The 13,942-nt window shown below is 64.1% G+C and carries 14 protein-coding genes; 12 read left to right on the top strand and 2 right to left on the bottom strand.

The window, feature by feature from the left end:
* Positions 1 to 20: 20 nt before the first annotated feature.
* Positions 21 to 995, bottom strand: coding sequence for a MerR family transcriptional regulator (locus ACUXH0_RS23690; RefSeq protein WP_235202077.1), 975 nt, complete (start codon positions 993 to 995; stop codon positions 21 to 23).
* Between the two features lie 547 nt (positions 996 to 1,542).
* On the opposite strand from ACUXH0_RS23690, the gene ACUXH0_RS23685 reads away from it, so the two are divergent.
* Entirely contained in the window at positions 1,543 to 2,196 is a 654-nt protein-coding gene (locus ACUXH0_RS23685) for a GntR family transcriptional regulator (protein ID WP_024541853.1), read from the top strand.
* An 84-nt stretch (positions 2,197 to 2,280) separates the two neighbouring features.
* Here the strand turns inward: ACUXH0_RS23685 and ACUXH0_RS23680 are convergent, their stop codons facing one another.
* A complete protein-coding gene (locus tag ACUXH0_RS23680) occupies positions 2,281 to 3,288 on the bottom strand; it encodes a zinc-dependent alcohol dehydrogenase family protein (protein WP_182594720.1) in 1,008 nt (335 codons plus the stop codon).
* A gap of 150 nt (positions 3,289 to 3,438) precedes the next feature.
* On the opposite strand from ACUXH0_RS23680, the gene ACUXH0_RS23675 reads away from it, so the two are divergent.
* The 11 genes from ACUXH0_RS23675 (at position 3,439) to ACUXH0_RS23625 (ending at position 13,922) form a co-directional block, all read left to right on the top strand.
* Positions 3,439 to 3,825: a winged helix-turn-helix transcriptional regulator gene (locus ACUXH0_RS23675; RefSeq protein WP_182594721.1), complete on the top strand. Its 387-nt coding sequence runs from the start codon at positions 3,439 to 3,441 to the stop codon at positions 3,823 to 3,825.
* Between the two features lie 76 nt (positions 3,826 to 3,901).
* Positions 3,902 to 4,141 carry a hypothetical protein gene (locus tag ACUXH0_RS23670; RefSeq protein WP_371316227.1) on the top strand — a complete coding sequence of 80 codons (240 nt, stop codon included), beginning with the start codon at positions 3,902 to 3,904 and terminating at the stop codon, positions 4,139 to 4,141.
* A 308-nt stretch (positions 4,142 to 4,449) separates the two neighbouring features.
* Positions 4,450 to 5,031, top strand: a complete 582-nt coding sequence (msuE, locus tag ACUXH0_RS23665; RefSeq protein ID WP_024541850.1) for an FMN reductase — start codon at positions 4,450 to 4,452, stop codon at positions 5,029 to 5,031.
* 50 nt (positions 5,032 to 5,081) lie between these two features.
* The gene (sfnG, locus tag ACUXH0_RS23660; RefSeq protein WP_024541849.1) at positions 5,082 to 6,218 is read left to right on the top strand and encodes a dimethylsulfone monooxygenase SfnG; all 1,137 of its coding nucleotides are present in this window, start codon (positions 5,082 to 5,084) and stop codon (positions 6,216 to 6,218) included.
* Between the two features lie 93 nt (positions 6,219 to 6,311).
* Positions 6,312 to 7,226 carry an ABC transporter ATP-binding protein gene (locus tag ACUXH0_RS23655; protein ID WP_182594722.1) on the top strand — a complete coding sequence of 305 codons (915 nt, stop codon included), beginning with the start codon at positions 6,312 to 6,314 and terminating at the stop codon, positions 7,224 to 7,226.
* A 14-nt stretch (positions 7,227 to 7,240) separates the two neighbouring features.
* Positions 7,241 to 8,122: a branched-chain amino acid ABC transporter permease gene (locus ACUXH0_RS23650; protein WP_220660176.1), complete on the top strand. Its 882-nt coding sequence runs from the start codon at positions 7,241 to 7,243 to the stop codon at positions 8,120 to 8,122.
* A gap of 3 nt (positions 8,123 to 8,125) precedes the next feature.
* Entirely contained in the window at positions 8,126 to 9,205 is a 1,080-nt protein-coding gene (locus tag ACUXH0_RS23645; protein ID WP_024541846.1) for a branched-chain amino acid ABC transporter permease, read from the top strand.
* Positions 9,206 to 9,267: 62 nt separating this feature from the next.
* On the top strand, positions 9,268 to 10,599 hold the full coding sequence (locus ACUXH0_RS23640) for an ABC transporter substrate-binding protein (RefSeq protein ID WP_182594723.1): 1,332 nt from the start codon (positions 9,268 to 9,270) through the stop codon (positions 10,597 to 10,599).
* Between the two features lie 45 nt (positions 10,600 to 10,644).
* Entirely contained in the window at positions 10,645 to 11,901 is a 1,257-nt protein-coding gene (locus ACUXH0_RS23635; protein ID WP_182594724.1) for an acyl-CoA dehydrogenase family protein, read from the top strand.
* Between the two features lie 11 nt (positions 11,902 to 11,912).
* A complete protein-coding gene (locus tag ACUXH0_RS23630) occupies positions 11,913 to 12,689 on the top strand; it encodes an ABC transporter ATP-binding protein (protein WP_182594725.1) in 777 nt (258 codons plus the stop codon).
* A gap of 30 nt (positions 12,690 to 12,719) precedes the next feature.
* Positions 12,720 to 13,922 carry an acyl-CoA dehydrogenase family protein gene (locus tag ACUXH0_RS23625; RefSeq protein ID WP_182594726.1) on the top strand — a complete coding sequence of 401 codons (1,203 nt, stop codon included), beginning with the start codon at positions 12,720 to 12,722 and terminating at the stop codon, positions 13,920 to 13,922.
* Positions 13,923 to 13,942: the final 20 nt, after the last annotated feature.

Here is a 13,942-nt window from a genome sequence, read left to right as displayed (position 1 = left end):
GCATACCCACCTATACGCAGCTAACCCGCAGGTGGATGCAGTGTCTCGGCCCGAATGGCGAATTCCATCGCGTCTTCGAGCATCAACCGCGCGCGGTTGGCGACATCGCCGAGATAGCGGTGAAGTTGTTCATCGAGCGACGACCGCACCGCACAGCCATCGCTGAACCGCTCGAATGCATCGAGCTGACGGATCAGCCCGACAAGATGCCGTGGGCATTCGCAGGCAAGCGTCTGCGATGCGTTGGCGAAGATCTCCAGCTGACGGTCCGTGAACCTGCGCGCATTGCGCCGCAACGGCTCGAGCTTTCCGTACACGGCATCGACGCGCACAAGCTGCGCCAACTCCTGCAGAACCTGGTCGAGTTCGCCCTGCGCGTTGGGCTCTCGATACAGCCGCACGCCGGCCGCGCGCAGCATGTCGGTGGCACGCACCGTGCCAAAGCTGTAGATCACGCCCACGGCACTGGCGCCGCAACGGCGTGCCGCAGCCAACACGGCTTCCGCCGTTTCCGGATGCAGGGAGGCAGCTTCCACGACCAACGCGTCGCTGCGCGGCGGTGGGTCGAGGAGTGCCTCGCCGTCAAGCGCGGGCAACTCGATGACGGGCTCGATACCCAGCGACGCAAGCGTGCTCTTTCTGCGCCGGACGCGCTCGGCCAGCAGCGCGCCGCAGACGGCCATCGAAATGGCCGCGGTGGATGGCGCTGGCGCGGGCGCCTCCACGGCCACGGAAGCTTCCAGCAACTGCTGGAGTTCGGTGCTGTCCGCATGCGCAATCGCACCAATGGCGTGCCCCTGATTGACAAGTGCACGCAGCAGCGCGAGGCGCCGGACATCATCGCTGGAATACAACCGTTGGCCGGACTCCGATTTGGCCGGCGAAATCACGCCATAGCGCTGCTCCCACACACGCAGGGTGGATACAGGCATCTTAGCCATGCGGGCGGCGGTTCCGCTGCGGTACATCGGCGCCGCGTTATCTTCGTGTGGCACGTGCGTCTCCATGCAAGAGCTGCTTTGTTGCCATGAAACGCTGTGCCGCCGATATCGTCAATGAAATGAAGCGCAAAACGCGCTTTTTGACTACGCATGAGTCGGAATTGAGTCGCTATATTGAAACCCGGGGCGAACTGCAGGCCCAGCACACCGACGCGTTCCGGCTGCGCTCCCCGCATTGCAACGGCGGGAGCGCCCTCCAGGCGTTGTTCTCCGCGGCCCAGGGGAGTCGATTTTCTGGAACGCCTCGATGGTGTGACCGCTAGCAAACCTTTGCACTGCCAGCGGCGGCGACATATCGGGGGTGAAGTACGAAGATCCCGTCCGGTGGGCGTTGTTGAATTGCGAGCTGTCCAGACTGGATTGAATCGCAATTCAGGCGCGCTGAGTTTGCCGCTATCATCGTGACCGCACCGCCCTTGGTCTGCGGCCGCATCGACAATCTCAGGCCGCGCCGTTGCAATTCCATCCACTCCCATCCGAACTCGTTGCGAGCTGTATGACTTCGCGCCCTTTCCCCTCGCCCCCTGAGGGCGCGGCCACCATGACCGCCTCTCGACGCGTGTATCTGAGCCTGCGCGAGCGGATTGTCGAGATGGAACTACTGCCCGGAACGCGCATCGTCGAGAAGGATCTCGCAGAAGAATTCGGTACCAGCCGCACGCCTGTGCACGAGGCCGTCCAGCGGTTGGCAGAAGAAGGCTTGATCGACGTGCAGGCGCGCGTCGGGACATTCGTGTCGCGCATCCCGCTCAACACGCTGGAAGAAGCCATGCTGGTGCGCGGCGCGCTGGAAGTCGCCATCATCGAGAAGGCCGCAGAGCGCATGACGCCCGAAGGCATCCACAAACTCAATGTTGTGCTAGAGCGGCAGGCGCAATGCGTGCGGGAGAGCAACCGGCGCGGTTTCTTCCGCACCGACGAAGCGTTTCACGCCACGCTGGCCGAGCTGTCGGGCTACCCCGGCGTCTGGCAGATCATCCTGGAAGTCAAAACGCAGATCGACCGCTACCGGCTGCTGACCCTCCCGCTGGAGGGCCGCATGACCGAGGTGCTGGCCGAGCACCGCGCCGTGATCGACGCCCTCGCGTCCAACAACCCGAAACGGGCCGTGCGCGCCATGCGCGAGCATCTGGACCACGTACTGCCGGTGCTGGAAATCACGCGCCGACTGCGGCCCGAATACTTCACGGTTTAAGCGCGGCGCCCACGCCGGTGCATCGGCCGGCAGATACGGGGCGGCGGCGCCCCACCCGATGGTGTTTCCCGCCGCCCAGGCAACTCAAATCGACAGGCAGAGCTTGCCGAAATGCTTGCCCGCCGCCTGATGCGCAAACGCATCGGCAATGTCCTCCAGCGCAAACGTCTGATCGATCACCGGCTTGATGCCGGTTGCATCGATCGCGCGGACCATGTCGCGCTGGTGGCGCCGGCTGCCGACAATCAAGCCCTGCAGGGTCTGGTGGCGTCGCATCAGTTCGACGGTCGGCACCGGCCCGGCAATACCGGTGAGCACGCCGATCAGGGCGATATGTCCGCCGGTGCGGCATGCCTGGATGGATTGACCCAGTGTGTCGGGCCCGCCTACTTCGATCACGTTGTCGACGCCCCGGCCATTCGTGTATTCGAGCACCTTGGCTGCCCAGTCGGTATCGCGCCGATAGTTGATCGTGAAGTCGGCGCCAAGCGCCTGCGCCCGTGCGAGCTTTTCGTCGGAGGATGACGTTGCGATCACGGTTGCGCCCATGCTCTTGGCAAATTGCAGCGCAAAGATCGACACGCCGCCCGTCCCGAGCACCAGCACGGTGTCGCCCGCCTTCAGACGTGCGTCGACCACCAGCGCCCGCCATGCGGTGAGCCCGGCGGTCGTCAGCGTCGCCGCCTCGGCGTGGCTGTAGCCGCGTGGCGCATGCGTGAACCAATGCGCCGGGCGAACGACGTATTCGCGCGCATAGCCGTCAACGCCGTCGCCTGGTACGGTCGCAAAATCGGAGAGTGTCGGGCCGCCATCCAGCCAAGTCGGGAAGAACGTCGAGACAACCGAATCCCCCACGGAAAATTCGTCCACGCCCTCGCCAATCGCCTCCACCACCCCGGCGCCGTCGGACATCGGGATACGGCCGTCGGCGCTCGGCATGCGGCCAGTCACAACGCCCAAGTCGTGAAAGTTCAGCGAGCTGGCATGCACGCGCACGCGGATTTCTCCGGCGCCCGGCTGGCCAGGGTCGGGCAGGTCGACGAGATGAAGTTTGTCGAGGCCAGCAGGCTGGCGCAGGGTAATGGCTTTCATGAGCACGACATCCTTAATGAGAAGGTTGCGAAAGGGCAGCGCTGCAAAACTTGCAGCGATACCGCATTGCAGGCATTGTCACGGCGTACCTCCTGCTTCGCAAGAACGTACAATTTTTACAGGTACTATCAATTTTGTAGGTATAAAACCATGCGTCTGAAACGTCTGGACGGCAAGAGCGGTTGCGCCGTCGAAGTCACGCTTTCCGTGATCGGCGGCGTCTGGAAGCCCGTGATCCTGTTCCACCTGCTGCCCGGAAAGAAGCGCTTCATGGAACTGACGCGCCTGATTCCGAACGCCACGCAGCGCATGCTGACGTTGCAATTGCGCGAACTCGAGGCGGATGGCGTCATCGCGCGGCACGTGTATCCGCAGGTGCCGCCCAAGGTCGAATATGCGCTTACTCCGCTTGGCGAGTCGCTCGCGCCGGTGCTGATCAGCCTGCGCGAATGGGGTGAGTCGTATCGCACGAGCGAGATGTCCCGCGAGCCGGCCGAAGCACCGGAATGCGCGCGTGGCGGGGCAATGGCGACTTGAAGTCACACAAAGGCTTCCAAAAAGGAGCCCGACGCCCTCGCCCGTCGTCGATCTGAACCGTGCCGTGGCGGTGGCCATGGCGTATGGCCCGCAAGCGGGGCTGGAGATCGTCGATACGCTGCCGGCCGAACCGGCACTGCGCAGCTACCACTTGTTGCCCAGCGTGCGCGCCGATTTTCTTGCGCGCCTCAACCGCTTGGAGTCGGCTCGCGTGGAATACGAGCGTCCTGCTCCTCGAGCGCGCAGCCGGGTGCACTGCTCGCGGGTGACGCTGTCGATCATCAGATCATCACTTCGACCTGCACGTCGATCGTGATGCTTTGGAAGCAACGCTCCAGCAAATTGCGCGCTCGAAAGCATCCGGAATTCGTCTTTCGATATGACGATGCGCAATTGCGGAATGGCAACAACACGCCAACATCAAAGACTGAATTCAATTCTCTTTACAGCTCAGAGACTTAGCGTGAAACGCGAGCATTGAAATATAGATGCTCCGATTTCTACGTATGCCGCTACGCGTGGTGCAACGCAGAATGATTTGCAAGCGCTGGACACGGCTCGAGGCCGGCCGCGCTCAAGCATTCATATCGTTCCGTCGATCGCGCAAGCGCAGAGGTACTCACAATGAGTCGCAAGTTCAAGGTCGTGGCCGTCTCGGGTAGCGTGCAGCGCCCCTCGCGGACACTCGTATTGGTCGAGCAACTGCTGGCCGCCCTCGCCGAGGTTCTTCCCATCGATGTTCACCTGATCACACTCGAGGACCTGGCCCCGGCCATCGGCGGCGCATCGTATCGAGACCGGCTGCCGAGCCGGGTGCAGGCGGAACTTGCCGCCATTGAATCGGCGGATGTGCTCGTCGTCGCGAGCCCCGTGTATCGCGGGTCATACACCGGTCTGTTCAAGCATCTTTTTGATCTGGTCCACCACGAAGCGCTCATCGACGTGCCTGTGCTGCTGGCCGCCACGGGCGGCAGCGACCGTCACGCGCTGGTGATTGACCATCAGCTGCGGCCGCTTTTCAGCTTCTTCCAGGCGCGCACATTGCCGCTGGGCGTGTATGCATCCGAGCAGGATTTCAGCGGCTATGAAATCAGCAGTCAGGCACTGCGTGACCGGATCGCCCTGGCCGTCGCACGTGCGTTACCGCTGCTCGGCACAGCGTCGGCCGAAGACCTTCGCGCCGCCCCTGTGGCGCAAGCCGCCTGAAGCGCCCGCTTCGTTCGTTCCCATCCCGCACAGGACAAAGGACCATCGCGATGAGCCAATCTTCTTCCAGCGCCAATATCAAGTTTGCCTACTGGGTGCCGAACGTCAGCGGCGGCCTGGTCGTCAGCACCATCCCGCAGCGCACCGACTGGAGCCTCGAATACAACCAGAAGCTGGCGCAGACCGCCGAGAAAGCCGGCTTTGACTATGCGCTCAGCCAGATCCGATTTACCGCCGGCTACGGCGCTGAGCACCAGCATGAATCGGTATCGTTCAGCCAGGCGATCCTGCACGCCACCACCAAGCTGAAAGTGCTCGCAGCCATCCTGCCCGGCCCCTGGCATCCGGCGGTGGTGGCCAAACAGCTGGCAACCATCGACCACATCTCCAACGGCCGCATCGCCATCAACGTCGTCAGCGGCTGGTTCAAGGGCGAGTTCCAGGCTCTGGGTGAACCTTGGCTTGAGCACGATGAGCGCTATCGCCGCTCCAACGAATTCATCCGCGTGCTCAAAGGCATCTGGACGCAGGACAAGTTCACGTTCAAGGGCGACTTCTACCGCATCAACGACTACACGCTGAGCCCCAAGCCGCTGCAGAAGCCGCACCCCGAGATCTTCCAGGGCGGCAGCTCGCGTGCCGCACGCGACAACGCGGCCAGCGTGTCGGACTGGTACTTCACCAACGGCAACACGCCCGAAGGGATCAAGGCGCAGATCGACGATATCCAGGCGAAGGCCCGCGAAAACGGCCACACGGTCCGCATCGGCGTGAACGCCTTCATCATCGCGCGCGATACCGAAGAGGAAGCCAAGGCGGTGTTGGACGACATCATCAAGCATGCGCACGTGGAAGCCGTGCACGCCTTTGGCGATGCGGTGAAGCAAGCCGGCAAGGCGTCGCCCGAGGGCGAAGGCAACTGGGCGAAATCCACGTTTGAAGATCTCGTTCAATACAACGACGGTTTCCGCACCAACCTGATCGGCACGCCGCAGCAGATTGCGGAGCGCATCGTGCATCTGAAGTCGATCGGCGTGGACCTGGTTCTGGCGGGCTTCCTGCATTTCATCGAGGAAGTCGAGTACTTCGGTCGCAAGGTGCTGCCGCTGGTGCGCGAGCTGGAAGCGCAACGCGCAGCGGCCAACGCCGACACGCGCGAGGCCGAGGCCGCCACGTCCGTCGCCTGACCGCCTGATCTGATACCCGCGTTTCCCATACGCGCCCGCTCAATCGAACGGGCGCGGGGGAGTTCTGTTGCCTGTTGCTTTGCGAAGACCGCCATGTCTCACACGTCCGCTGAACTTGCTGCCCCGCCACCGCCGCTTGCACGCTACGCCGACACGCGTAACGCCGATGGACCATCGCTTGCGCTCAGCGTTGGCGCCGAGGCCGTAGAAGCTGCGGCACCCGTGCTGCGGTTGACCGACATCGACCTGTCGTTCGGCGGCATTCAGGCGCTCAGCGGCATCGACCTCACGGTGGTGCCGGGGGAGATCCGCGCCATCATCGGCCCCAACGGCGCAGGTAAAAGCTCGCTGGTCAACATCATCAGCGGCCTGTACCGGCCGGACCGCGGGAGCATCTGGCTCAATGGGCGCGCCATGCGCAAGGTGTCGCCGGCACGATTGGCCGGTCTTGGCATTGCCCGCACGTTCCAGAACCTGGCGTTGTTCAAGGGCCTGAGCGTGCGCGACAACATTGCGCTCGGCCGCGTACAGCACACCCGTTCTGTCTTCGTCGAGCAGTTGATCGGGCTGGGCCGCGCGCGACGCGAGCTGGCCGATGCGCGCGACCGTGCGGAACAGGTGATCCACTTTGTCGGCCTGGACGACGTGCAGGACCAACTCGCGGGCACACTTTCCTATGGGCTGCAAAAGCGCGTTGAACTGGCGCGTGCGCTGGTCGCGCGGCCACGCCTATTGCTGCTCGATGAGCCGCTCGCCGGCATGACGGTGACGGAGAAGGTTCAGATGGCCGAGCTAATCCGCGCCGCGCGCGACCAGTGGGGCACCACCATCGTGCTGATCGAACACGACATCGGCATCGTGCTGGGCCTGTCAGATCGCGTGGCGGTCCTCGACTACGGCCGCAAGATCGCCGACGGCACGCCGCACGATGTACGCGACGATCCGGCCGTCATCGATGCTTACCTCGGCGTCGCACACGACGCGGCAAGCGTGGCGGAGACGCAATGATGGGCGACTTCGACGTGGCGTTCTTTGCCGAGGTGCTGGTGGGCGGCCTGCTGTCCGGCGTGATGTATTCGCTGGTGGCGATTGGTTTTGTGCTGATCTACAAGACTTCTGGCGTGCTCAATTTCGCGCAGGGCGCGCAGTTGCTGTTTGCCGCGCTCACGTTTGTCAGTCTGCTTGAGCGCGGTGTGCCGTTCCCGCTCGCATTGCTGCTCACGTTCATGTTGATGGTGCTGCTGGGACTCGGCATCGAGCGCGCGGTGCTCCGGCCACTGGTCAACCAGCCGCCCATCACGCTGTTCATGGCGACGCTCGGCCTGTCGTATGTGATCGAGGGCGTGGCGCAGTTGGTGTGGGGCACGCAGGTGCATGAGCTGAACCTCGGCATCTCCGATGCGCCGCTACAGATCGGCGGCATCCTCGTCTCCAGCTTTGATCTGTTTGCTGCCGCCACCGCGGCCGTCATGGTGACGGCGCTGTCGATCTTCTTTCGCTACACACGCGTGGGGCTGGCGTTTCGTGCCGTGGCGGACGACACGTTCGCCGCGATTGCCGTGGGCTTGCGGCTACCGCGCATCTGGGCGACGGTCTGGGCCACGGCCGGCGTCATCGCCCTTGTGGCGGGGCTGCTCTGGGGCGCACGCCTGGGCGTGCAGTTCTCGCTGTCACTGGTGGTGCTCAAGGCACTACCAGTACTGGTGCTGGGCGGCTTCGATTCGATCCTGGGCGCGGTGGTCGGTGGCTTGATCATCGGCGCGCTGGAGAAGCTGGCGGAGGTGTACCTGGGGCCATTCGTCGGTGGCGGCATCGAGAGCTGGATCGCCTATGTGGCCGCGCTGGCCTTCCTGCTGGTCAAACCGGGCGGGCTGTTCGGCCTGCGCCCTGTCGAGAGAGCCTGAGCCATGTCGACTGCATTGGAATCCCCATCCGGGCACACCGCGCACCCTTCCGCTGCGCGGAGGCACCTGTCCTGGCCAGCGTGGGCAACGCCCGCGGTGACGCTGCTGCTGGCCTACTTCGTCGTGCCGCTGGTGGCATCGGACTATTGGCTCGATGCCATCCTCATTCCGTTCCTCGCGCTGTCGCTTGCGGCGGTGGGCCTGAACCTGTTGACCGGCTACGCAGGGCAATTGTCGGTGGGCTCCGCCGCCTTCATGGCAGTGGGCGCGTTCGCCGCGTACAACTTCAACCTGCGCGTTGAGAGCCTGCCGCTGCCGGTGAGCATCGTGCTCGCCGGGCTGGCCGCCACCGCCATCGGCGTGGCGTTCGGGTTGCCGAGCTTGCGCCTGCGAGGCTTCTACCTGGCCGTATCGACCCTCGCTGCACAGTTTTTCGTGCAGTGGGCACTGACCAAGTACGGCTGGTTCAGCAACAACAACGCATCGGGCGTGATCGACGCGCCGCCCATCGTGGTGGCAGGCGTCGCGTTCGATACGCCGGCGCTGCGCTACGTGTTTGCACTCACGGTGGTGACGATCCTCACGGCACTGGTCTGGCGACTCGTGCAAACGCCCACTGGCCACCATTTCATTGCTGTGCGCGACAACGAAATGGCGGCACGCGTCACAGGCGTACCGGTACTGCGGACCAAGCTGCTTGCGTTCGCCATCTCATCGTTCGTCATTGGCGTGGCAGGGGTGCTGTGGGGCTTCGTCTATCTGCGCACGGTGGAGCCTGCGGGCTTCAATCTCGATCGATCGTTCCAGATCCTGTTCATCGTCATCATCGGCGGCCTGGCGACCATCCGGGGCGCGTTCCTGGGCGCGGCGCTGGTGGTGGTGTTTCCGCTGCTGCTGTCCCGCTTTGGCGCGTTCGTGTTCGGCGGCCGGTTCGACTCCGGCGTGCTGGACCTCAGCCAGCGCATCGTGATCGGTGCGCTCATCGTGGCCTTTCTGATTGCCGAGCCGCAGGGCCTTGCCGCCCTGTGGCAGCGGGTGCTGCGCCGGATAAGCAACGTCGCGCGTCCAGCTTCCCGGCGCTGATTCCGTCCTCTTTCCTTTCTCCACGCAACCTACGTCGTATCGATATCAGGAGCATCTGCACCATGTCCCTCCCCCGCACCATCAAGATGGCGCTGCTGACCGGCACGCTGGCCCTCTCTAGCCTGACCGGTCTGGGCATACAAGCCGCCCATGCGGATGAGCAGTTCTTCCCGCTGCAAAGCTACCGCGTCGGCCCATATGCGGCCGGCGGCACGGGGTTCTTCGGCGGTTTCATCGACTACCTGAACCTCGTCAACACGCGAGACGGCGGCGTGGGCGGCGTCAAGCTGACCTGGGAAGAAGGCGAAACGCAGTACGAAGTGGAACGCGGCGTGGAGGTGTACGAACGCCTGAAGACGCACCCCGGCATCGCCACATGGAATCCACTGTCGGTCGGCATTGCGTATGCGCTGCTCGACCGGGTGACGGCCGACAAGGTGCCGCTGCTCACCATCAACCACGGCCGCACCGACACGACGGACGGCCGCGTGTTCAAGTACATCTTCCCGCTGCTGCTCAACCCGTACAGCGAGACCTCGGGCATCGTCAACTACATCGGCACCAAGGAAGGCGGCGTCGACAAGCTCAAGGGCAAGAAGATCGTCGTGCTGTATCACGGCTCGCCGTACGGCAAAGAGACGATCCCCATCTATGAACTGCTGGCGAAGAAATACGGCTTCACGGTGCAGCAGATCGAAGTGCCGCACCCGGGCAATGAGCAGCAGTCGCAGTGGCTGGCCATCCGCCGCGCCAAACCCGATTACGTCGTGCTGCGCGGCTGGGGCGTGATGAACCCGGTGGCGCTCAAGACGGCACAGAAGACGGGCTTTCCGGCCGACCACATCATCGGCAACGTGTGGTCCAACTCGGAGGAAGATGTGATTCCGGCCGGCGATGCAGCCAAGGGCTACGTCGCCATCACGACGGTGGCAGCGGGTGCCCAATACCCGGTGCTCCAGCAGATCACCAAGACGCTGTACGACCACGGCAAGGGCAACCTGCAGGACAAGAAGCGCATCGGCAGCGTGTACCACAACCTGGGTGTGCTCAACGGCATCCTGAACGTGGAAGCCATCCGCATCGCGCAGGCCAAGTTCGGCAAGCGCACGCTGACTGGCGACGAGGTCCGCTGGGGCCTGGAGAACCTGAAGATTGACGAAGCCCGCGCCGCTGCGCTTGGCGCCAAGGGTCTGTTCCATTCCATCAACGTCACGTGGGACAACCATGAGGGCGATGGCCGCGTCGCCTTCCAGCAGTGGGATGGCACGAAATGGAACGTGATCTCCGACTGGATCGCGCCGGACTGGAAACTGCTGCGGCCGATTATCGAGAAATCGTCGCTGGCGTACGCCAAAGAGAAAAACATCAAGGTGCGCACGAGCATCAACGATTGAATTCCGCTGTCTCTCCACCCTGCCCGACCCACCTGGAGGTTCGCCATGACGCAGCCGCACGCCGAGACCTTGTTCGGCGCCCCCTACGAAACCCTTGCGCAGCAGTACCGCCCGGTCTTCCAGCGCATTCGCGAAACCGCCCTGCAGCGCGAGCACAACCGCCAGCTCGGCGTCGACGCCATCCAATGGCTCAAGCAGGCGGGCTTCGGCGCGGTGCGCGTGCCCGCCGAATATGGCGGCGATGGCGCCACGCTGCCCCAACTGTTCCAGTTGCTGATTGAGCTGGCCGACGCCGACTCCAACATCGTGCAGGCGCTGCGCGGGCATTTCGCCTTCGTGGAAGATCGCCTGAACGCACCGCGCGACGCGGGCAACGAAGTCTGGCTGCGGCGCTTCGTGGCCGGCGATCTGGTCGGCAACGCCTGGACGGAAATCGGCGACGTGGCCATTGGCGATGTCATCACGCACATCTCAAAAAGGGACGGCCGCTGGGTTGCCAACGGGCGCAAGTACTACAGCACCGGAAGCATCTTTGCCGATTGGGTCGACCTGTATGCGCGCCTGGAAGACGGCACCGACGTGATCGCCGCCGTCAGCTCGCATCAGCCGGGCGTGACGCACCACGACGACTGGAACGGCTTCGGCCAGCGCACCACCGGCAGCGGCACCTCGGTGTATGAGAACGCCGCCGTGGAAGACGAGAACATCTTCCCGTTCAGCAGCCGCTTCAAGTACCAGACGGCGTTCTACCAGTTGTTCCACCTCGCCACGCTGGCCGGCATTGCGCGCGCCATCACACGCGAAGTTGCGCAGCAGGTGCGCGAGCGAAAACGCATCTTCAGCACCGGCAATGCCTCCGCCGTGGCGCAAGACGTCCAGGTCCAACAGGTGGTTGGTGAGGTATCGGCATTGGCCTACGCGGCGGAGGCCACGGCCATTCGCGCCACCTTCGCCGCGCAGCGTGCCTACGATGCCCGCTGGGCCGGCGACGCTGCGCTGGAGCGCCAGGCCAACATCGACGCTGAACTCGAATCCGCGCAAGGGCAGGTGGCGATTTCCGATCTCGTGTTGCGCGCGTCCACGCAGTTCTTCAATGCGCTCAGTGCGTCGGCCACGGCCTCGAGCAAGGCGCTGGACCGTCACTGGCGCAACGCGCGCACGGTCGCTTCGCACAATCCGCTGATCTACAAGGCGCGCATCATCGGCGACTGGCACATCAACGGCACCGAACCACCATATGTCTGGCAGATCGGTGCCGGGCCCGGCGTCACGGCGACGCCGCCCATCGCCAAAGCGGCCTGAGGGCGATGGCAATGCACGATTCTGCTGTGCTGCTGCACGTCAACGGTGTCGAAGCGACGTACCAGAATGCCATCGTCGCCTTGCACAACGTGAACCTCACCGTACAACGGGGTGAGGTGCACGCACTGCTCGGCGCGAACGGTGCGGGCAAGTCCAGCACGCTCAAGGCAATCTCGAACCTGCTGGTGCCCGAACGCGGACAGGTCACTGCCGGCACGATCCGCTTTGACGGGCATGACGTCGCCCGCACCACGCCTGCTCAGCTGGTGCGCCTGGGGCTCGTTCAGGTGCTGGAGGGCCGGCGCTGCTTTCCGAACCTGTCCATCGAAGCGAACCTCGTTACCGGTGCGCTCGGGCGCAGCGCCTCGCGCGCGGAGACTGCCGCCGACCTGGAACGCGTGTACGCGATCTTCCCGCGCCTGAAAGCACGGCGCCGGGTGGCCGCCGGCCTCACGTCGGGCGGTGAGCAGCAGATGGCCGCGATTGGGCGCGCGCTGATGTCACGCCCGCGCCTGCTGGTGCTGGACGAGCCGTCGATGGGCCTCGCGCCCCTGGTCGTGCAGGACATCTTTGCGAGGCTGCGGCAGCTCAATCGTGAAGACGGGCTGTCGATCCTTGTGGCCGAACAGAACTCCACGGTGGCCCTGCAATACGCCGATCGCGCCACGGTGCTGGAGGCAGGCGTCACCGTGCTCAATGACACGGCCGAGGCGTTGCGCCAGCGCGAGGACATCCAGCATTTCTATTTCGGCCGCGATGTTGCGCACCAAGTGCCAGCCTTGGTGTGAGCGGCGTCCATTCGTCTTTCCCGATTGTTCATGACAACAGAAACGGCAATCTTTCCTGAAACCGAAACCCTTGATGTGCCGGCCCCGCAATCCGCCAGGGCACTGGCTGCCGAGTTTGCCCGGACGGCAGTGGAGCGCGACGCTGAAGGCGGCACGCCCTTGGCCGAACGCGACGCGTTGCGGCGCAGCGGCCTGCTCTCCTTGGCGATTCCCAAGCGCTATGGCGGGCACGGGGCCAGTTGGGCCGAGACGTTGGATACCGTGCGCGAGTTTGCACAGGTGGATAGCTCCATCGCGCACGTCTACGGCTTCCACCATCTGCTCTTGGCCACCGTGCGACTGTTTGCGCGGCCAGACCAGTGGGAGCCGTGGTACGAGCAGACCGCGCGCAAGCACTGGTTCTGGGGCAACGCGCTGAACCCGCTCGACGAGCGCACCATCGTGCGCCGGTTCGACGGCTGGTACGAGTTTTCCGGCAAGAAGAGCTTCTGCTCCGGCGCATTGGATTCGCAAATGCTGATTGCCTCGGGCATCGATGAACACAGTCGCAAGCTGCTGATTGCAGCGGTGCCGACTGCACGCGCCGGCATCACGCTCAACCACGACTGGAATGCCTTCGGGCAGCGCCAGACCGACAGCGGCAGCGCCTTGTTCGAGAAAGTCCGCGTGGAAGAGAACGAACTGCTCCGCGATCCGGGGCCGCTCACCACGCCTTTTTCGTCCTTACGCCCGTTGCTGGCGCAGCTTGTGTTTGTGCACATGTTTCTGGGCCTGGCAGAAGGTGCGTTCGAGCAGGCCAGGCACTACACGCTGCATGAGGCGCGACCGTGGCATCGGTCTGCAGCAAAACGTGCGAGCGAGGACCCATACACGCTGGCCCACTACGGTGAGTTCTTTGTCGGCCTGGAGAGCGTGCGCCTGCTGGCGCGGCAGGCGGTCACACGGTTTGATGAAGCGTGGGCGCAAGGCCCCACGCTCACCGCGCACGCGCGCGGCCACGTTGGTATTGCCATCGCCACCGCCAAGGTTGCAGCCACGCGGGTCGGGCTCGATTTGACCAGCCGAATGTTCGAGACCACCGGCGCACGCGCCACGCACGGTGCGCTCGCGCTGGACCGCTTCTGGCGCAACCTGCGCACCCAAACGCTGCACGACCCCGTCGACTACAAGCTGCACGAGTTGGGCGACTGGGCGCTGAATGGCACGCTGCCGGAACCCTCCTTCTATTCCTGATCCCACGCGCTGAATGGACA

The sequence above is a fragment of the Ralstonia sp. 110700041-2 genome (genome assembly GCF_056280165.1).
This window is presented reverse-complemented; position numbering and strand designations above follow the sequence as displayed.